Origin of the sequence: Micromonospora krabiensis (assembly GCF_900091425.1) — a bacterium.
Classification (GTDB): Bacteria; Actinomycetota; Actinomycetes; order Mycobacteriales; family Micromonosporaceae; genus Micromonospora; species Micromonospora krabiensis.
The window spans coordinates 3,403,926-3,421,717 of the sequence record NZ_LT598496.1; the positions used below are offsets into that span (position 1 = coordinate 3,403,926).

General features: G+C 70.4%; 25 protein-coding genes. 24 read left to right on the forward strand and 1 reads right to left on the reverse strand.

Features of this window, described 5'->3' with window-relative positions:
- Positions 1 to 5 precede the first annotated feature (5 nt).
- The 17 genes from GA0070620_RS15250 (at position 6) to GA0070620_RS15330 (ending at position 12,408) form a co-directional block, all read left to right on the forward strand.
- Positions 6 to 794 carry a hypothetical protein gene (locus tag GA0070620_RS15250; RefSeq protein WP_091591413.1) on the forward strand — a complete coding sequence of 263 codons (789 nt, stop codon included), beginning with the start codon at positions 6 to 8 and terminating at the stop codon, positions 792 to 794.
- Complete coding sequence (locus tag GA0070620_RS15255) at positions 791 to 1,522, forward strand: recombinase family protein (RefSeq protein ID WP_091591416.1); 732 nt, start codon at positions 791 to 793, stop codon at positions 1,520 to 1,522. The genes GA0070620_RS15250 and GA0070620_RS15255 overlap by 4 nt, the downstream gene beginning before the upstream one ends.
- 104 nt (positions 1,523 to 1,626) lie before the next feature.
- A complete protein-coding gene (locus GA0070620_RS15260) occupies positions 1,627 to 2,574 on the forward strand; it encodes a hypothetical protein (RefSeq protein ID WP_091591418.1) in 948 nt (315 codons plus the stop codon).
- A 191-nt stretch (positions 2,575 to 2,765) separates the two neighbouring features.
- Positions 2,766 to 3,008 (forward strand): HNH endonuclease, encoded by a 243-nt coding sequence (locus GA0070620_RS34230; protein WP_407940026.1) that lies wholly within the window; start codon positions 2,766 to 2,768, stop codon positions 3,006 to 3,008.
- Positions 3,009 to 3,180: 172 nt separating this feature from the next.
- The gene (locus GA0070620_RS15270; protein ID WP_091591422.1) at positions 3,181 to 3,594 is read left to right on the forward strand and encodes a hypothetical protein; all 414 of its coding nucleotides are present in this window, start codon (positions 3,181 to 3,183) and stop codon (positions 3,592 to 3,594) included.
- Positions 3,594 to 5,252 (forward strand): hypothetical protein, encoded by a 1,659-nt coding sequence (locus GA0070620_RS15275; protein ID WP_091591424.1) that lies wholly within the window; start codon positions 3,594 to 3,596, stop codon positions 5,250 to 5,252. Before GA0070620_RS15270 ends, GA0070620_RS15275 begins: the two co-directional genes overlap by 1 nt.
- Positions 5,253 to 5,270: 18 nt before the next feature.
- Positions 5,271 to 6,515, forward strand: coding sequence for a phage portal protein family protein (locus GA0070620_RS15280; RefSeq protein WP_091591426.1), 1,245 nt, complete (start codon positions 5,271 to 5,273; stop codon positions 6,513 to 6,515).
- Positions 6,508 to 7,740: a head maturation protease, ClpP-related gene (locus GA0070620_RS15285; RefSeq protein WP_091591428.1), complete on the forward strand. Its 1,233-nt coding sequence runs from the start codon at positions 6,508 to 6,510 to the stop codon at positions 7,738 to 7,740. Before GA0070620_RS15280 ends, GA0070620_RS15285 begins: the two co-directional genes overlap by 8 nt.
- Positions 7,741 to 7,743: 3 nt before the next feature.
- Positions 7,744 to 8,133 carry a capsid cement protein gene (locus GA0070620_RS15290; protein ID WP_091591432.1) on the forward strand — a complete coding sequence of 130 codons (390 nt, stop codon included), beginning with the start codon at positions 7,744 to 7,746 and terminating at the stop codon, positions 8,131 to 8,133.
- 22 nt (positions 8,134 to 8,155) lie between these two features.
- Entirely contained in the window at positions 8,156 to 9,082 is a 927-nt protein-coding gene (locus GA0070620_RS15295; protein ID WP_091591433.1) for a phage major capsid protein, read from the forward strand.
- Positions 9,082 to 9,441 (forward strand): hypothetical protein, encoded by a 360-nt coding sequence (locus GA0070620_RS15300; RefSeq protein WP_091591437.1) that lies wholly within the window; start codon positions 9,082 to 9,084, stop codon positions 9,439 to 9,441. The genes GA0070620_RS15295 and GA0070620_RS15300 overlap by 1 nt, the downstream gene beginning before the upstream one ends.
- A gap of 3 nt (positions 9,442 to 9,444) precedes the next feature.
- The gene (locus GA0070620_RS15305) at positions 9,445 to 9,819 is read left to right on the forward strand and encodes a hypothetical protein (RefSeq protein WP_091591440.1); all 375 of its coding nucleotides are present in this window, start codon (positions 9,445 to 9,447) and stop codon (positions 9,817 to 9,819) included.
- A complete protein-coding gene (locus GA0070620_RS15310) occupies positions 9,789 to 10,259 on the forward strand; it encodes a hypothetical protein (protein ID WP_157741623.1) in 471 nt (156 codons plus the stop codon). The genes GA0070620_RS15305 and GA0070620_RS15310 overlap by 31 nt, the downstream gene beginning before the upstream one ends.
- 13 nt (positions 10,260 to 10,272) lie before the next feature.
- Entirely contained in the window at positions 10,273 to 11,211 is a 939-nt protein-coding gene (locus tag GA0070620_RS15315; RefSeq protein WP_091591444.1) for a DUF4082 domain-containing protein, read from the forward strand.
- On the forward strand, positions 11,208 to 11,603 hold the full coding sequence (locus GA0070620_RS15320; RefSeq protein WP_091591446.1) for a DUF6093 family protein: 396 nt from the start codon (positions 11,208 to 11,210) through the stop codon (positions 11,601 to 11,603). The genes GA0070620_RS15315 and GA0070620_RS15320 overlap by 4 nt, the downstream gene beginning before the upstream one ends.
- Positions 11,600 to 11,998, forward strand: a complete 399-nt coding sequence (locus tag GA0070620_RS15325; RefSeq protein WP_091591449.1) for a hypothetical protein — start codon at positions 11,600 to 11,602, stop codon at positions 11,996 to 11,998. Before GA0070620_RS15320 ends, GA0070620_RS15325 begins: the two co-directional genes overlap by 4 nt.
- Positions 11,995 to 12,408 carry a hypothetical protein gene (locus tag GA0070620_RS15330; RefSeq protein ID WP_091591451.1) on the forward strand — a complete coding sequence of 138 codons (414 nt, stop codon included), beginning with the start codon at positions 11,995 to 11,997 and terminating at the stop codon, positions 12,406 to 12,408. The genes GA0070620_RS15325 and GA0070620_RS15330 overlap by 4 nt, the downstream gene beginning before the upstream one ends.
- Here the strand turns inward: GA0070620_RS15330 and GA0070620_RS15335 are convergent.
- Complete coding sequence (locus GA0070620_RS15335; RefSeq protein ID WP_157741624.1) at positions 12,381 to 12,893, reverse strand: HNH endonuclease signature motif containing protein; 513 nt, start codon at positions 12,891 to 12,893, stop codon at positions 12,381 to 12,383. The two genes, GA0070620_RS15330 and GA0070620_RS15335, sit on opposite strands and share 28 nt — an antisense overlap.
- A 101-nt stretch (positions 12,894 to 12,994) precedes the next feature.
- Between GA0070620_RS15335 and GA0070620_RS15340 the strand changes: the two genes are divergently transcribed.
- From GA0070620_RS15340 to GA0070620_RS15370, 7 genes are all read left to right on the forward strand, one after another.
- Positions 12,995 to 13,324, forward strand: a complete 330-nt coding sequence (locus tag GA0070620_RS15340; RefSeq protein WP_197677601.1) for a hypothetical protein — start codon at positions 12,995 to 12,997, stop codon at positions 13,322 to 13,324.
- A gap of 3 nt (positions 13,325 to 13,327) precedes the next feature.
- Positions 13,328 to 13,579, forward strand: a complete 252-nt coding sequence (locus tag GA0070620_RS15345) for a hypothetical protein (protein WP_157741625.1) — start codon at positions 13,328 to 13,330, stop codon at positions 13,577 to 13,579.
- 78 nt (positions 13,580 to 13,657) lie between these two features.
- Positions 13,658 to 14,182, forward strand: coding sequence for an HNH endonuclease (locus GA0070620_RS15350; protein WP_157741626.1), 525 nt, complete (start codon positions 13,658 to 13,660; stop codon positions 14,180 to 14,182).
- 45 nt (positions 14,183 to 14,227) lie between these two features.
- Positions 14,228 to 14,707 carry a phage tail tube protein gene (locus tag GA0070620_RS15355; RefSeq protein ID WP_091591460.1) on the forward strand — a complete coding sequence of 160 codons (480 nt, stop codon included), beginning with the start codon at positions 14,228 to 14,230 and terminating at the stop codon, positions 14,705 to 14,707.
- Positions 14,708 to 14,711: 4 nt separating this feature from the next.
- Positions 14,712 to 15,287, forward strand: coding sequence for a hypothetical protein (locus tag GA0070620_RS15360; protein ID WP_157741627.1), 576 nt, complete (start codon positions 14,712 to 14,714; stop codon positions 15,285 to 15,287).
- Positions 15,248 to 15,688 carry a hypothetical protein gene (locus GA0070620_RS15365; RefSeq protein ID WP_091591465.1) on the forward strand — a complete coding sequence of 147 codons (441 nt, stop codon included), beginning with the start codon at positions 15,248 to 15,250 and terminating at the stop codon, positions 15,686 to 15,688. The genes GA0070620_RS15360 and GA0070620_RS15365 overlap by 40 nt, the downstream gene beginning before the upstream one ends.
- A gap of 4 nt (positions 15,689 to 15,692) precedes the next feature.
- On the forward strand, positions 15,693 to 17,792 hold the full coding sequence (locus tag GA0070620_RS15370; protein ID WP_091591468.1) for a hypothetical protein: 2,100 nt from the start codon (positions 15,693 to 15,695) through the stop codon (positions 17,790 to 17,792).

Consider the following 17,792-nt stretch of genomic DNA (forward strand, 5'->3'; position numbering starts at 1 on the left):
AGCTAATGCATGACCCGATGGTTGTCGCCTTCGAGATCCGTCGCCCGTGGCCGGAGCGGTCGAAGCTGCACGACGCCAAGCCCGGCCAGCCGCGCTGGCAGGCGCGCTACCACCACGTCTGCGGTGACCACTGCCGTGCCGAACGGGCCAAGCACGAGGCATCGAATCCGTTCCCGTGGTGGCGGCCCGGCTCGTACTCGGCGTTCTGGACGATCGCCGGTCGCGGCTGGTACTGGCCGGCGTTCATCACGATCTGGCACGTCGAGCCCGGCGGTCAGGACTCCGGGGAGGTGTGCAAGCACCAGGAGCGCACCCAGCAGCCCGACGGCACCTGGAAGTACGAACTGAGATCTGGCTGGCGGTGGCACGTCCACCACTGGTGCATCCAAATCCCGCCGCTGCAACACATGCGCCGTCGGCTCCTTACCCGCTGCCAGTGGTGCGGCGGGCGGTCTCGTAAGGGCGACGCCGTCAACGTCAGCAACGGCGGCGGCGGCAAGCGCGGGCCGTGGTGGCGCGGCGAGCGCCACCTGATGCACATGGACTGCTCGGCGGTGCAGAGCGCCCACCGGGTGTGCCTGTGTGTCGACCCGGTCTGCGACGACGCCGACTCTAAGGGCCAGCCGTACGGATTCTGCGCCCGCTGCGGCCAGCGGCGGGCATTCCAGGCGACGACGGCGCGTCTGGACCGGATGCGACTGCTTGCCGCAGTCCCTGAGGGGCAGCGCGATCCGGCGGTCTACGCCCGGGTGTGCGACATGGCCGAGGCCGATGAGCGGGCGGGCAAGTCGTGATCACCCTGCCGCCGCTGGTCGCGTACCTCCGCGTCAGCACCGACCGCCAAGCCGAAGACGGCTACGGCCTCGACGTCCAAACCGAAGCCATCAAGACCTGGGCCAAGGAACAGAAGCGGCGCATCGTCGCCTGGTACCGCGACGAAGGCATCAGCGGCGCCCTCCTCGCCCGCGAAGGCTGGATGGACGTCGAAGATGCCATCAGCGGCAAGCGCGCTGGCGGGGTCATCGTCTACAAGCTCGACCGGCTCGCCCGCGACACCATGGTCCAAGAGACGCTGATGCAGTCCGTGTGGAAGCTCGGCGGCGAGGTGTACTCCACCAGCTCCACCGAGACGAACCTCCGCGACGATCCCGAAGACCCGTCCCGCAAGCTCATCCGCACGATCATGGGCGCGGTCAACACCTACGAGCGGGACATGATCGCCCTCCGCATGCGCCGGGGCCGCCGGCTCAAGGCCAACCGGGGCGGCTTCGCCTACGGCTCCCCGGCGTTCGGGCAGCGGTCCGTCAACAAGCAGCTCGTCAAGGACCCCACCGAGCAGGCCACCCTGCGCCGCCTCGTCGAGCTGCACACCCAGGACTTCTCCACCCGGCAGATCGCCGCCGCCCTCAACGCCGAGGGCCGCACCACCAAGCGCGGGAAGCAGTGGACGTCCGCCGGAGTGTCCGACGTGCTGCGCCGCCAAGCCACCGGCCGCCACCGCGGCAAGGCCATGACCCCGTAAGACGCCGGTGGGCCCCCTGGCCGACACAACCAGAGGGCCCACCACCCGCCACCCGAACAGGCAGCTCAGCGCACGGCCAGCCTACAAGGGGGGACCAGCAGACCATGACCACCGACACCACCTGCGACCTGTGCGGCGAGCCCGTGCGGGACACGGCCTACGTGTGCCCCCGCTGCACCGCGAACACCGCCCGATACCTGCGCGACGTCATCACCGCCGCCGCGGAGGTGGAGACCACCGTCGCCCGCCTCGCCCGCTACTCCGACCGGCACGGGCGGGCCCAGCCCGAAGAGTGGGAGCCCGGCGAGGTGAAGATGCCCGGCGGGCTGCGTCCCACGCCGCTGCCATTCGATCCCGGCGCCCGGCAGCGCGGCGACCGCGCGAGCAGCGACATCGTCACGTGGGCCCGCCACGTCGCCGAAACGCGCGGGGTATACCCGAGTATGCCTGGACCCGCGTTCGGGCCTCTGTGTGGCTCTCAGGGGGCTTGCCGTCACGAGTCCTGCTCGGTGATCTGGGGCAAGCGCGTCCCGCACCCCGTCGCCCGGGCCGCCGCGTTCCTGCTCGGCCACCTCGAATGGCTGCGCTACCGGCAGGAGGCCGAAGAAGCGATGACCGTGCTGGCCGCCGCCGGCGCCACCATCGTCCGCATCGTCGACGCCCCACCGGCGCTCTGGTACGCCGGCCCTTGCTGGGCGGAGAAGCTCACCGACCAGTACGCCCCGACCGGGCGGTGCGAGGAGGAGCTGTACGCACGTACCGACGACGGCACCGTCAAGTGCCCCGCCTGCAAAGCGTGGCACGACGTGCGGGAGCGCAGGGTGTGGCTGCTCGGGGAAGCCGACGACGTGCTCGCCCACGCCGCCCTCATCGCGGGAGCGCTCACCGTCCTCGACCGGCCCGTCACCTCGTCGATGGTGCGCAACTACGCCGACCGCGGTCGGATCCAAGCCCGCGGCGTCGACGAGCGAGGACGCCCCCTGTACCGGGTCGGAGACGTGCGGCAGGTGGTCGCCGAGGTGGCGCGTCGTACCACGGGCGTCGCGGCTTGACAAGCCTCTGAGCAGGACGGACGATAGATCTACAGACGGACCCAGTGTCTTCGAAGCCCCGCATCCTCCCCAGGACAGCGGGGCTTCGTCACGTTCGGGGGTGAACGATGGCCCGCCGGATCTGCCTCGACTGCGGCACCCTCACCGACGGCACCAGATGCACCACCTGCCGACGGCCCCGCGAGCGGGCCATGCTGCAAGCCAAGCGCCAACGCCGGCCCCGACCTACCCACGCCGAGGACAAGCGCAGGGCAGCAGCAGTGGCAGCGCACAGACGCGAGCACGGGGACTGGTGCCCTGGCTGGCGGCGTGACCCGCACGAGGCGAGCGACCTGACCGCAGACCACGTCGATGCCGTGGCCGCGGGTGGCGCGGAGTCCGGTGACCTGCAGGTGTTGTGCCGGTCGTGCAACAGCGCGAAGGGCGCACGGTAGTCGCGTAACTCAGAGTGACTAGCGCGATGTTACTGAGGGTGACGGTTGATCTCAGAAAAATCTGGATCATGGCAAAGCCGGACCCCCGGGGCACCCGCCTCGCCTTCTGTACGGTTCCCACGATCCGATGGTGCTCACCTAGCGTGATGATGCCCGGCGAGCGTTACTGGGGGTGACCATGCCTCAGCCGCCGAAGCACGACCCGGCCCGCCGCAACGCTCGGGTCGGCCCCGTCCTGCTCCCCGCCGAGGGACGCAAGGGCGAGCCGCCGGTGTGGCCGCTACCTGGGAAGATGTCCGGCGCCGAGCGGGAGGCGTGGGCCCAGTTGTGGGCGACGCCGCAGGCCGTGGCGTGGGAGCAGATGGGCTGGACCCGCACGGTGGCCCGTTACTGCCGGGTGATGGTCGCCGCGGAGAAGACGGACGCGACGGCGGCACTGCTGGCGCAGGTGACGGCGCTGGAGGACCGGCTCGGGTTGACGCCGAAGTCGATGCGGCTGCTGCTGTGGCAGATCGCCTCAGACGAGGTCGGCGTGCAGCGGGAGAAGTCCCAGGGTGCGCGGGATCGGATCAAGGCGGTGGGCTGATGCCGTGGCGCGGCCCGAACGAGCCCGGCGAGTTCCCCACCCTCGGCTACGACGTCGGTGAGTGGATCGAAGAGAACGTCGTCATCCCCGACGGCTACCGGATGGGCGAGCCGTACAAGCTGACCGACGAGATGTGGACGTTCCTGGTCCACTACTACCGGCTGTACCCGCACGCGGGGCCGTGGCCGGCGCCGGACGCCCTGCGGTTCACGGGCGGGCAGCTGCGCCGGTCGCAGAAGTGGGGCAAGGACCCGTTCGGCGGGGCCATCATCCTCGCGGAGGCACTCGGTCCGACCCGTTTCGATGGCTGGAACGCCGCTGGTGAGCCGGTCGGTGCGCCGTACCCGACGCCGCTGATCGTGTGTCTGGGCACGTCGGAGGATCAGACGGACAACACGTGGCGCCCGCTGCTGTCGTCGCTGCGCAACGGCCCGCTGATCAACCTGCGGGGGATCGACGCGGGCGAGACGAAAGTGACCCTGCCGGGCGGCGGGAAGATCGAGCCGGTCACGACCAGCGCGAAAGCCCGCCTGGGTGCGCCGCTGACGTTCCTGACCATCACCGAGTCGCACCTGTTCACGTTGCAAGGCGGCTACCGCAAGGTGGCAGGCGCGGTGAAACGGAACGTCGCCGGCATGGACGGCCGTTGGCTGGAGCTGACAAACGCGTGGGACCCGACGGAGGGTTCGGAGGCGCAGGTAACCGCCGAGGCCGGTGACGACCGCGTGTACGTCGACACGATCGAGCCCCAGCGCGTCGATGACCTCACCGACGACGAGGCGCTCTACGCGGAGCTGCTCCGCCAGTACGGCGACAGCGCGCGGGAGCGCGGCGGCTGGGTGAACATCCGCGGCCGGATCATGCACGAGGTTCGGTCGCCGCGGTACATGGAGGCTGACCGCCGCCGGTTCTTCCTCAACGAGATCGTCGTCGGTGAGTCGACGTTCGTGCTGCCAGAGGCGTGGGACCTGCAGGCACGGTCGGATGACGGTCTGCGGCCCGGTGACGGGATCGCGCTCGGCTTCGACGGGTCGAAGTACCGGGATGCGACCGCGCTGATCGCCTGCCGGATCTCCGATGGGCATCTGGTGCAGATCCGGGTGTGGGAGCGGCCGACGGATGCCGCGCCGGACTGGCGGGTGCCGTCGACTGAGGTCGACAAGGCGGTGCGAGACACGTTCGGCGCCTACAACGTGGCGGTGATGTTCGCCGACCCGTACCGGTGGCAGGACTACCTCGACGCGTGGTCGGCGCTGTGGCCGGACCGGATCGTCGAGTTCCCCACGAACGTGCAGCAACGCATGGACAAGGCCATCGAGCGGTTCACCACATCGTTCGCCGGCCGGGAGTTCACGCACGACGGCAGTGAGGCGCTGTCCCGGCACGCGAAGAACGCGGTGATCGTCAAGGGCGACCGGAAGCGGCCCCGCCCAGGCGAGGACGAACTGCTCACGACGCACTACCTGAAGCTGGCGAAGCGCGGCGACGGCATGTGGATCGACGCCGCGGTCGCCGCAGTGCTTGCCCGCTCGGCGCGGGCACACGCCATCGAGCACGGATGGGCCCCGAAGCCCCCGTCGGCGCCACCGGTTGTGGTGTCTGCCGGTCGGGCGGATGCGGGCTGGGAGACAGACGGACTTGCCTCGGCGGGCTTCTGACAGGGGAGGTGATGGGCGGTGACCGCACCGGTGAACGAGATCGGCTACGCCCACGCCTACCCCGGTAACAACTGGTGGACGGCCGATGAGGAGCCGACGCCGGAGTTGCGGTGGCCGGAGTCGGTGGCCGTCTACGACGCGATGCGTTCCCAGGACTCGCAGGTCGGGTCGGTGCTCCGCGCGGTCACCTACCCGCTGCGGCGCACCCCGTGGCGCATCGACCCGGCGGGTGCGCGTGACGAGGTGGTGCAGCTCATCGCGGAGGACCTCGGCCTGCCGGTGGCGGGCCGCAACCCGGAGCCGACGCCACGGACGAGGGACCGTTTCTCGTGGCCGGAGCATCTTCGCCTGGCGCTGCTGATGCTGCCGTTCGGGCACATGTTCTTCGAGCAGGTGTACCGCATCGACGGCCAGGGCCGGGCTCGGCTGCGGAAGCTGGCGGAGCGGATGCCCCGCACCATCGAGAAGGTCGACGTTGCCGCCGACGGTGGCCTGATCTCCATCACCCAGTACAGCGCGAAGACCGGCGACCGGGCGCGGCCGATCCCGGTGGACCGGCTGGTCGCTTACGTGTTGGAGCGTGAGGGCGGTAACTGGCTGGGCCGGTCGGTGCTGCGGTCCTGCTACAAGAACTGGCTCATCAAGGACCGGCTGCTGCGGGTGCAGGCGCAGACTATCGAACGCAACGGCATGGGTGTGCCGCTGTACACCGGCGCTGAGAACGAGGCGGACCTGACCAAGGGCGCCCAGATGGCGCAGGCGTGGCGCGCCGGTCAGTCGGCGGGGTCGGCGATCCCGTACGGCGCGAAGATGGAGCTGCTCGGTGTCACCGGTGAGCTGCCGGACGCGGACAAGCCGATCCGCTACCACGACGAGCAGATCGCCCGCGCCGTCCTCGCGCACTTCCTGAACCTGGGCACTCAGACCGGCTCGTGGGCGCTGGGTACCACGTTCGCGGACTTCTTCACCCTGTCGCTGCAGACCCTCGCCCAGCAGGTCGCGGACGTTGCGACGCAGCACATCGTCGAGGACCTCGTCGACCTGAACTTCGGTGAGGACGAGCCCGCACCGCGGGTGGTGTTCGACGAGATCGGTTCCCGGCAGGCGGCGACAGCGCAGGCGCTGAAGATGCTCGCCGACGCGGGGATCCTGCTGCCCGACCGGTCGCTGGAAGAGGCAGCGCGGCAGGCGTACGGCCTGCCCCCGAAGGACTACCCGCGCCCCACCCCCGCACCCCCGAGCCAGGAGGACCCCGATGCCTGAGCAGGCATTGCCGCAGCTTCCCGAGCGGCTGGAGCGGCTCCGGTCGCGGCCGACCGCGAAGGCGGGCGACTGGTACCGGATCGAGGCGAAGGCCGATGCCCGCACGGCCGAGGTGTCCATCTACGACGAGATCGGCATGTGGGGTACCGCGGCGAAGGACTTCGCGGCGGAGGTCCGCGCCCTCGACGTGGATGCCATCACGCTGCGGATCAACTCGCCCGGCGGGGACGCCTGGGACGGGGTGGCCATCTACAACGTGGTCAAGGACCACCCGGCGCAGGTGACCGTTGTCGTCGACGGCATCGCCGCGTCGGCGGCGTCGGTGATCGCGCAGGCGGGCGACCGGATCGTCATGAACCGCGGTTCACAGATGATGATCCACGACGCTTCCGGGCTGGTCATGGGCAACGCCGACGACATGCGCGAGTTTGCCGACGTGCTCGACAAGATGTCCGACTCGCTGGCCGGGATCTACGCGGCCCGCGCCGGCGGCACCGTCGAGCAGTGGCGGGCAACGATGCGCACCGACACGTGGTACATGGCCGCCGAGGCGGTCGAAGCCGGCCTCGCGGACGCTCTCGCCGACGACGACAAGCCGGCCCCCACGAACTCGGCCCGCCCGCGGGTGACCGCGGCCGAGGCTGCCCGCCGCATCCACGCGGCGGCTGTGAAACAGACCCCCGACGCCGACCCGGCGACCGGGCCGTCCGAAACGAGGAAGGGAGCTGCCGAGATGCAGTTCACCGATGAGGAGCGTGCGGAGCTTCGTGCTCGGTTCGCCCTCGCCGCGGATGCGGGCGACGACGCCATCAAGGCAGCTCTGCTGGCTCGGCCGTCGGCGACCCCGCCCGAAGACACCAGCGAGCCCGAGAAGCCGGCGTCGAAGCCGAAGGCCACCACCGGCCAGATGGTCATCGACCAGGCGGCGTGGGACGCGCAGCAGGAGACGATCCGCCGGCTGGAGGCCGCTGAGGCGCGCCGCCGGCGGGAGGAGCGCGACAGCGTGATCGCGCAGGCGGTGGCGGACGGGAAGTTCCCGCCGGCCCGTAAGCCGCACTACGAGCGGGCGTGGGACGCCGACCCGGAGGGCGCGCGTGAGCTGATCGCCGGGCTGGCCAAGAACGTCGTCCCGGTGGCCGCGCTCGGCTACGCCGTTGACGCCACCGACGCCGACTTCGAGCTGGAGTTCGCCGGGCTGTTCCCGCCGAGCCGGAAGGGGGCCTGAGCCATGGCCGACTACACCCCGGTCTACACCAACGGCAACAAGCCGATGACCAAGACCGCCTCCGCCGCCATCACCGGCGGGCAGATCGTGGCCGCCTCCGGCGTGTCCACGGTCGCCCCGGCCGGCGCCGCGTCGACCGCCGTGGTCGGTGTGGCCGCCCACGACGCCGCGAACGGCGCCCGCGTCACCGTGTGGCCGCTGACCAACGTCGAGCACGAGGTCACCGTTGTGGCCGCGGGCACTGTGACCGCCGGCGACGGCGTGGTCACTGGCGCGTCCGGCACCGCCGCGACCGCCGCCGTCGCCACCGCTGCGGCGGCCGGCACGCTGATCGGCACCGCCACCACCACCGCGACCGCACCGAACAAGGTGCGCTTCATCGGCCGCGGCTGAGAACCCCGAGAGGAGCACTCAAGTGCCTGGCACTTTCCCGGCTGCCGCGCCGACCCTTTCGGGCGACCAGCTGACCATCTCGCGTTTCCTGCAGAGCCCCGCGCTGATCCAGCGGCGCCTGCGCGACTACCGCGACCTGCGGTTCGTCTCCGACCAGCTGCTCACCCAGCGGTTCCGTTCCCAGGGTGGGGCGGTGCTGTACGAGCAGTCGGAGGCGTTCGTCACCGACCGGGCCGTGGAGGCTGTCGGCGCCGGTTCGGTGTACCCGTACGCCAACCTGGCCACCGGCACCGCCGCGGTGGCGGCGATCTCGAAGTGGGGGCAGAAGGTTCTGCTCACCGACGAGGAGATCGCCCGTAACGCGTACGCCGGGTCGGCGATCGACCGGGCGATGCGCAAGGTCGTCAACTCGATCATCAAGCAGGTCGACGCGATCTCCATGTCGGCGATCCAGTCGGCTGCCGCGGACACCGCCACCGCCGGGTCGTGGGACAACGCGACCGCCGCGAACCGCAAGCCGCTGGAGGACATCCTCCTGGCGGTGCAGCGGATCGAGGACCGCAACCAGGGCTACCGGCCGGACACCCTCGTCGTGTCGCCGAAGGCGTACACGTACCTGATGCTGTCCGACGCGATCGCGCAGCTGCGGCAGCGGGAGACCACCGACAACCCGGTGTACACGGGTGAGATCGAGGTCGTGGCCGGTCTGACGGTCATCAAGACCCCGTCGCTGACGACGACCGCGCTGGTGCTGGACTCCCAGCAGCTCGGTGGGATGGCCGACGAGACCGACGGTTCGCCCGGCTACGCCGTGTCGGACCTGGCGGTGCAGGTGAAGGCGATCCGCAAGGACGAGCAGGACGCGTGGGACCTGCAGGGCCGCCGCAAGACGGTCCCGATCGTGCAGGAGTCCGGCGCGGTCGAGGAGATCACCGGGGTGGTGTCCTGATGAAGGCGTTCAAGGTGACCGCCCCGTACGTCACCCTGCGGGTGAACAACGACCTGGGGCAGGAGGTCGTGCTCGGTTTCCATCAGGGCGCGACTCTGCCGGGGGGCGTCAACCAGGAGGACCTGGACCGTCACGTCCGCAAGGGCATGGTGGCGGAGGAGGGCAGCCGGGAGGCCGAGCTGCTCGCCGTTCCGGCCGGTACGCCGGTTCCGGGCGAGCCGCCGAACGTGCCGGTGACGGAGGCGTCGGGGGCGACCCCGGGCACTGCGGACCGGGCCCGGCGGGTGCAGGAGGCGTCCGAGGATGGCCGGCGTGCCCGCCGGTCTGGGCAGCGCTCGGGCGACGAGGCCAAGGGCTGAGCCGTGGCTGACCTGTTCGACCTCGGGGACCTGCCCTCGTGGCTGCAGGTCCCCGAGGTCGACGCGGCGACCGCTGAGCGGGTGCGCCGCGCTGCCAACGGGTGGCTGCAGGATGCGACGGGGCTGACGACGTGGCCCGACCCGGTCCCTGACCGGCTGTGGGCGTGGGCGATTGAGCTGGCGTCGATCGCCTACCGGAACCCTGCCGCTGCGGCGAGCGAGCGGGTGGACGACTACGAGTACACGGCGGACCGGGCGCGTCGTGCGGAGATCCTGGCGGCGGCGCGGCGGGCGTACCCGTCGGCGTCTGGTCAGCCGCAGTTTTCGTTCCCGGAGCCTGATTGGTCGTGGACGTCCACGACGGTGCGGAACTGCTGAGGGGGCGTGACATGGCGAACGGTTACTTCACGCCCTTCGTGGAGGGCATCATCGCCGGGGAGATCGACCTGGACACGGCGAGCATCAAGGTGGCGCTCGTCAGGGGCTACACCTTCAGCGCCGCGCACAAGTTCGTGTCGGACGTGACGGGGGCGGGCGGCACCATCAACGGCACCTCTGCGGCGTTGGCGAACAAGACCGTCACCGGCGGGGTGTTTGATGCCGACGACACCACGGTCAGTGCGACGGCCAGCGCGGTGAACCACGGCCTGCTGCTGTTCCAGGCTTCGGCGGTGACGGGCGGCGCGGATGTGGCGGCGTCGGCGCAGCGGCTGATCGCCTGGTACGACACGGGCACGGGTCTGCCGATTCAGCCGGGCACGGGCACGGTGTCGATCACGTGGCCGGCGTCGAACCCGAAGATTCTGAAGGTCGGCTGACTCGGGGGTAGCGGTGGCGGAGTCGCTGTTCACGAGTCAAACGCCAGCCGTCACGGACGCGTCCGACGGCACCCCCGGGATCAGCACCGCCACCACCGTCCGGTTCACTGCCGCTGGGACGGTAAGCGCGATCCGCTTCCGATCCACGACGACGGTGGGTGGGACGTACACGGGCGAGCTGTGGCGGGTCGACGCCAACGACAACAGCCCCGCCGGCACCAAGCTCGCCTCCGCGGTGCTGGGTGGTACACCGTCCGGTGGGGCGTGGGTGGAAATCCCCATCACGCCGGTGTCGGTGGTCACGAACACCCTGTACCGGGCGGTCGTGCACAACAACCAGGGCCGCTACGTCGCGACCTTGAACTTGTTCGACTCGGCTCTGACGAACGGCAACATCACCGCCGACGCGCACACCTCCAACCCGGTCGGGCTGGGTGTCCTCAACCAGGGCACGTTCGCGATCTCCGCGACCGCCAACGTGTACCCGGCGAACGAGGGTTCCGGCGGTACCTGCTACTTCGTCGACGTCGTGTTCGACACGGGCGGCGGCGGTTCGACGGTCGCCCCGGACGGCATCTCCGTTCCCGCGGCCGTTGGCGGTCCGTCCGTCTCCTGGCCGGGTGCGGTGGCCCCGGATGGTGTCAGCGTGCCGGCGGCGGTCGGTGCTCCGGCGTTGGCGTGGTCGGGGCAGGTGGCGCCGGCCGGGTTGTCGGTTCTGGTTGATGTGGGGTCGCCGCTGGTCGGTGTCGCCCCTGTCGCCCCGGACGGGCTGGTTGTGCCGTTGGCGGTGGGCGCTCCGGCTGTGGGGTGGTCGGCTTCGGCTGCTCCTGACGGGGTGGCTGTTCCTGTGGCGGTCGGGCTGCCCGGGGCAGGTATGCCGGGCACGGTGATTGTTCGCCCGTTCACAGGCACGGTGGCCAGGCCGGACGCGGGAGTGGTGGTGAGGCCGTGAGCGTTGACACTCTGCTGGCCCGCGGTCGGGCTACCGCCGAGGCGCTGATGGTCGACGAGTGTGTGATCCGCCGCGACGGCGGCACCACCTACGACCCGGAGACCGGCTACCCGACCCCGGTCACGACCGAGGTGTACGCGGGAAAGTGCCGCATCCAGCAGCAGACAGCGTCGGCCGCTGACCGCAACGTCGGTGAGGCGGCAGTGCTGCTGCTGCACCTGGAGGTGCAGGTGCCGATGTCGGTGGTCGGCGTGCAGGCCGATGACGTGGTGGAGGTGACCGCGTCGCGGCACGACCCGGACCTGCTGGGCCGCCGGTTCCGGGTGCGGGACCTGTTCCACAAGACGCATGCGACATCGCGGCGGATCGGCTGCCAGGAGGTGACCTCGTGAAGGTCACCGTCACCGCCCGTGGATTCGACGGGCTGGAACGTTCGCTGGACGACGCCGCCGACGAGATCGTGCCCGAGGGCCGGAAGGTCGTCGGCAAGGGCTCCCTGAACATCAAGCGCGATTGGCAGCGCCGCTGGTCGGGGCTCGACCACGCCGGCGGCCTACCCCGGACGATCTCCTACGACATCCGCACCCGGGGCGATGTCATCGACGGTGAGACGGGCCCGGACCTGGCGCGTGGCGGGCAGGCCCCGCTGGGCGGCTTCCTGGAGAACGAGTACGGCACGCCGTGGTCGGCGCCGCGGCCGGCCGGCCAGCCGGCGCTGGACGCCGAGGAGCCGAGGTTCGTGGCTGCGGTGGAGAAGCTGGGTGCGGATCTGCTGGAGGGCCGGTGAGCGTCCAAGCGCACGCCGACGCGTTCCTCGCTCGGGCTCGCACGGCGCCGGGATTGCCGCAGCTGGTGGTGTTGGACGGGTTCGTGCCGGCGGGCCAGGCCATGCCGTACCTGCTGGTGTACCTGCATGCGGAGACGCCGGAGTTGCCTGATTCGCGGTCGGTGCAGGGCGCGTCGGAGCGGTTTGTGATGTACGCGTACTGCCATTCGGTGGGCGGGAGTGCTCTGGCTGCTCGGGCGGTGTCGCAGCGTGGGCGCGGTGTGCTGCTGGACGCGGTGTTGTCGGTGGCGGGTCGTCGCTGTTTCCCGATCCGGCATGTCGAGTCGCCGGCGGTTCAGCGTGATGAGTCCACCGGTACTGCTGTCTTCGATCAGGTGGACATCTACCGGTTGGAGAGCGTTCCCGCCTGACGGAGCCGGTCCCTGCGCTGCTTGGTCGCCTCGCGCTTGCACGTCCGGCAGTACCGCGTTCCGCGATACCAGGCGGTGTTGACCTCGTCGTACGGGTGGCCATGGACGCACTGCGTCTTGTCCGACTGGTAGGTGCTTCGCGCCCCTCGCCGGATGTTCTCCGAGTGAGTGACCAGCTCCATGTGCTCAGGCCTGACGCAGAGCCGGTTCCTGCAAAGGTGATCTAGGTGCAGCTTCGGCGACGCGCGCCCGTTGATCTGCTCCCACAGCCAGCGGTGGGCGTTGCGCTTGCTACCGCGCCCGACCCCAAAGGAGCCGTAGCCGGCTAGGTTCTGCGGCCCAGTCCAGAGCCAGCACTCATCGGTCTTCGCGACCATCCGCATGAACCGCTCCATCGGCGGCAACCCCCGAGTGGCTCCGCTGGTGCGGCCCACGCTGCGGTACCAGCGGCGGTAATGCATCGAGCACATGTCGCGAGCGTTCACCGGGCGCTCGCATCCGGTCTCGCTACAAGGGGTTTCCATCCCTCGATTGTACGCGATGAGCAGGCGAAACTACATCTAGGAGGGGGCGCCCGATGGCGCTGATGACTGCTGTCCGCCCGACGGCGGGCGGAACCACGATCGCCGGGGCCGCCGTGTCGGCGTCGGACACCATCTCGGCCAACGACCTCGGCTCGCGGGGCGCCTACCTGATCGTCACGAACGGCGGCGGCTCGTCGATCAACGTGACTGTTTCCGACGCGTCCCGCACCCCGGCCGGGAACGCGGCCACCACGGCGGCGGTGGCGGTGCCGAACGGCACCAGCAAGGTCTTCTACATCTCGCCCGCGGCGGTGGACTTCGCCACGAACGTCGTCACGGTGACCTACTCGGGCACCACCTCGGTCACCTACCAGCTGCTTCCGGTGGGCTGAGTGATGCCGGAGTTCGTGTGGATGAAGCACCCCGGTGGCACGGAGGCCGCCCCGTTCGCCGTGGACGCGGTCGAGTTCTGGCAGGCGCGGGGTTGGGAGCCGGTGGAGAAGCCGGCCGAGCCGGACCCGACGGCCGAGCCGACGAAGTTCGTCGTTCCGCCGCACCCGGACGGGCCGGAGGCGTTCGTGCCGCGATCAGGCCAGGCCGACGCCAGCCGGACACCGAGGGCCAGCGCCAAGGTAAAGAAGTCTTGAGCTGGTAAGATCGACGTAGGTAAAGGCCCGGCGGGTGCGGGAACACCCCCGGGCTGCGGCCGACTGGTAGGAGTCGACATGGCCACCGTAACCCCTCCGTGTTCAGTTGTGGAGTGCGACCGTCCGGCACGTGCCCGGGGATGGTGCCTGCCGCACTACAAGCGCTGGCGCCGCAGAGGAACCATCCACGACATCACGCCGGAGCATCGCTTCTTCTCCCACGTTGAGGAGGGCGAGAACGGCTGCTGGCTCTGGACAGCAGGCCGATACCCCGCTGGGTACGGGAAGTTCTCGGTCGACGGATCGACCGAACTGCCGCACCGGTGGGCGTACGAGTTCTTCATCGCCGAGATTCCGGCCGGGTTGTCGCTCGACCACCTGTGCCGCACTCCGCCCTGCGTCAACCCGTGGCACCTCGAACCCGTGACCGATCGGGTCAACGTCGTCGTGCGCGGGACCGGACCAAGCGCGCGGAACGCGCGCAAGACGCATTGCCCGCAAGGGCACGCCTACGACACCGGCAACACCTACGTCAGCCCGAGGGGCGACCGAGGTTGCCGAGCATGTCGGGTGGCGGCTGAGCGCCGCCATTCACTCAAGTAGTCACGCGCTCGGAGGAACCTCCAGCGCCTACGCCAGGAGGTTCCTTTGGCAGACATACCCGTCGACGGAAATACCCGCGTGGCGTGGGTTCCGGCGATCGCGAACAAGGCCGCCCCCACCACCACCGAGCTGAACGCCGGGATCCTGCTCCAGAGCGTCATCACCGCCGACGGGCTCGTCGGGTTCGAAGCGGAGACCGCCGACGTCGACACGACCTCGCTGGCGAGCACCTTCAACACGGTGACGATCGGCCGGGACACCTTCTCCGGGACCCTGCTGCGGATCAAGAAGCAGGACGGCACCGACACCGCCTACAACACCCTCGTCCGCGGTGCGACCGGGCACATCGTGATCCGCCGGGACATCGCCGAGACCACCTCGTGGGCGTCCTCGCAGAAGGTCGAGGTGTACCCGGTCGTGGTCGGCCAGGCGCGCCGGCTGGCGCCGGAGGCGAACACGGTCGCCCGCTACGAGGTGCCGACGAAGATTTCGGCCGCGCCGGAGCTGCGCGCCACCGTCGCCTAACCGCATGCCAGGGGGGCGGGCCACCAGCCCGGTCCGCCTCCCTGCACCAACCCCGGGGCTGGAAGGGCTGGAGCAGAAGATGGACGTCAAGGAACTCATCAAGCAGGGCCGCCGTCCGGAGGACACCGTGCCGCTGTGCCTGCGCGCGGACCTCGTCCGCGAGTACGAGCAAGTCGAGAAGCAGGTCACCAAGGCGCGCGGCGACGCGGGTGACTCCCTCGCCGGCCCGCAGGTGGCCGACCTGGAGGCCCGGCTCGCCGACCTGCGCGGGCAGATGGCCGGGACGACGCTGACCCTGACGCTGCGGGCGTTGTCCCCGCACCGCTACCAGGCGCTCGTCGACGAGCACCCGCCGCGCGTCAACGACGGCGTACCCCACTCCCGGGACCGGGTGCTCGGCTTCAACGCCGACACCTTCTTCGTCGCCCTCGCCAAGGCGTGCATCGTCTCCCCGGACCTCGACGACGAGGACTGGGAGGCCCTCGTCGGCGACGACGGCACGCTCACTGACGGCCAGGTCGAGAAGCTCTGCACCACGGCGTGGCAGCTCAACAAGAGCGAGGTCAACCTCCCTTTCTGATCCGCCGCCTCACCGCCGAACCCGGCCTGCGGGCCCGCATCGAAACCGCCGAGCGGCTCGGTGTCGCACCCCGCCGGCTCGACGGCTGGGAGCCGGCCGAGACCACCGTCTACGAGTACGACGCTGGCAGGTTGGTGCGGTCGGTGACGGTGCGGGAGCCGGAGTGGTCGGAGCAGGACCGGGCGTGGATGGCCGCGCTCGTCGGCTACCGGGCGAGCCTGTGTCCCTGCGGGTGTGGGCATCCGGCCGAGCAAACCCAGGCCCACGAGTCGGACGGGCGCACGTTCGTGGTGCCTCCTCCGGTGCGCTGCAGGGCCCGTACGGCGCTCGTTCAGGCGCAGGCGCAGTACGAGGACACCCCGCAGCCTGAGGCGCTGTTGTGGAGCGTGGAGAGGCGGTGACCGGGTGCCTCGCACCGTCAAAGTCGACCTCATCCTCGACACCGTCCGGTACAAGCGTGGTGCCCGTGAGGCCGCCCGTGACACGAACCTCGTCGAGGATGCCGTCGAGGACCTCGGCAAGGCGGGCGCGAAGGCCAGCAAGGAGACGGAGCGGCTCGGCGGCGGGCTGACCGGTGTCGCCGACGACGCCCGCAAGCTCGACCGGCAGATCGACACCACGAACCGGGGCATCCGTGACCTGGCCCGGCAGATCGCGGCGACGTCGGATGTGGCCGAGCGGGCGGATCTGGCGAAGAAGCTGAACCTGGAGCGGCGGAACCTGCGGCAGCAGACCAGCCTGCGCAAGCTCATCGACTTCACCGACGAGGACAGGGAGCAGGGCGTTCGGATCGGTGCCCGCCTCGCCGACAGCATCGCCCGCGGTCTGTCCACCGCCGGTGGGCCGCTGACGCGGGTGCTCGGCAACGTGTTCGGCACCCTCCCACCGCAGGCGCAGGCAGCGATCGGCGCCGGCATCGTCGGTGCGGTCGCCGCCGCTGCCCCCCTTATCGGTGGGGCGCTCGCCGGCGCGGTGGTGGGCGCCGCTGGTGTCGGTGGGATCGTCGGCGGTGCGGCGATTGCCGCCCGCCACCCGGCGGTGCAGGCCAGCGCCCAGCAGACCGGCGACCTGTTCATGGCCACGTTGGGCCGGGCCGGTTCCGCGTTCGTGCCGGCTGCGCTCGACGGCCTGACCCGGGTGCGTGGTGGCATCCGTCGCCTCGACGACGAGTTCGAGCGGGTCGGACGGTCCGCGTCGCGGATGGTCGGTCCACTGACCGACGACCTGCTGGAGGGCGCCGAGTCGGCCATTGAGGGCTTCGCCACGGCGGTGGAGCGCAGCGAACCGGCGGTGCGCGCGTTCGGGCAGATCGGTCGGGAGGCAGGTGAGCTGGTCGGGGACAGCCTGGAGATGCTGTCGGCGCATTCGGCGGACGCCGCTCGGGCGCTGCTGACGCTGTGGGGCATCGTCGACGGCGGCGTGCGGATCCTGGTCGGTGCGGTCGCTGGCCTCGCCGCCACGTGGGGGTGGATGGACAAGATCGGGTCGTACCTGCGTGGTGATCTGGTCGGGTTGGCGCAGTTGGCGGCGGAGGAGGAAGCGGCCCGGCAGGGCGCTACGGGCCTGTCGCCTGCGTTGCAGGATCTTCTGGACAGCCTCGACGGGGTTGGGCTGGAGGCGGGTGATGCGGCGATCGAGGTGCAGACCCTCGACGACAACATGCGGACCCTGGCGAACAACGCGGTCAGTGTTGAGCAGGCCAACCTTCGGCTTGAAAGCGCCATCGACGCTGCGACGGAAGCCGCGAAGCGTAACGGTGCGGGCATCGACGCGAACATTCCGAAGCAGAACGCGAACCGCGAGGCGTTGGTGGCCATCGCCGACCAGGCGAACACGACTGCTCAGCGGATTCTTGACACGGGCGGCTCCTACGACGATGCCCAGCAGGCGGCGTTGCGTGGTCGGGCCGGGTTCCTCGCCGCCGCGGAGGCCATGAAAGTCGACTCGGCTGAGGCGCAGCGTCTCGCCGAGAAGTTGTTCCACATTCCGGACGACACCGCGCCGGTTGTTCGGCTGGTCGACAAGGCCACTGGTCAGCTGGTCGGCTTCGAGAAACGCATCAACAAGTTGGACGGCCGTGTGATCACCGTGCGGACGCGGCTCACCAGCGCCGGCGAGTACATCCCCGGTGTGGGTACGCAGACCCGCCGGTGGGGTGGCATCACCCAGCACGCCCAGACGGGCCTGCTGCGGGACGCGCAGATCGCGGCACCGCAGGGGCCGGCCCGGTATGCGTGGGCGGAGCCGGCCACCGGCGGGGAGGCGTTCATCCCCCGCCTCGGCGACGTGGACCGCTCCCGGGCGATCTGGTCGTACGTGGGACGGAACTGGCTGGGCATGGGTTCGGCGGCGACAGTCGGGACGGGGTCCCCGGTGGTGAATGTGGGCGACACCACGGTGGTGGTGGAGATCGACGGCCAGCAGTTGGAGGGCCGCATCGTGAGCGTGGTGCGTGACCGTGACCGGCAGTTGAAGCGGCGCGTCGGCGCCGGGTCGGGGAGGTAG

Coding starts and splice junctions, on each gene's coding strand:
- GA0070620_RS15250 (WP_091591413.1), top strand. CDS start 6: ATGCATGACCCGATGGTTGTCGCCTTCGAGATCCGTCGCCCGTGGCCG.
- GA0070620_RS15285 (WP_091591428.1), top strand. CDS start 6,508: ATGCCTGAGCAGGCATTGCCGCAGCTTCCCGAGCGGCTGGAGCGGCTC.
- GA0070620_RS15300 (WP_091591437.1), top strand. CDS start 9,082: ATGAAGGCGTTCAAGGTGACCGCCCCGTACGTCACCCTGCGGGTGAAC.
- GA0070620_RS15350 (WP_157741626.1), top strand. CDS start 13,658: ATGGCCACCGTAACCCCTCCGTGTTCAGTTGTGGAGTGCGACCGTCCG.
- GA0070620_RS15340 (WP_197677601.1), top strand. CDS start 12,995: ATGACTGCTGTCCGCCCGACGGCGGGCGGAACCACGATCGCCGGGGCC.
- GA0070620_RS15345 (WP_157741625.1), top strand. CDS start 13,328: ATGCCGGAGTTCGTGTGGATGAAGCACCCCGGTGGCACGGAGGCCGCC.
- GA0070620_RS15360 (WP_157741627.1), top strand. CDS start 14,712: ATGCCAGGGGGGCGGGCCACCAGCCCGGTCCGCCTCCCTGCACCAACC.
- GA0070620_RS15275 (WP_091591424.1), top strand. CDS start 3,594: ATGCCGTGGCGCGGCCCGAACGAGCCCGGCGAGTTCCCCACCCTCGGC.
- GA0070620_RS15290 (WP_091591432.1), top strand. CDS start 7,744: ATGGCCGACTACACCCCGGTCTACACCAACGGCAACAAGCCGATGACC.
- GA0070620_RS34230 (WP_407940026.1), top strand. CDS start 2,766: ATGCTGCAAGCCAAGCGCCAACGCCGGCCCCGACCTACCCACGCCGAG.
- GA0070620_RS15260 (WP_091591418.1), top strand. CDS start 1,627: ATGACCACCGACACCACCTGCGACCTGTGCGGCGAGCCCGTGCGGGAC.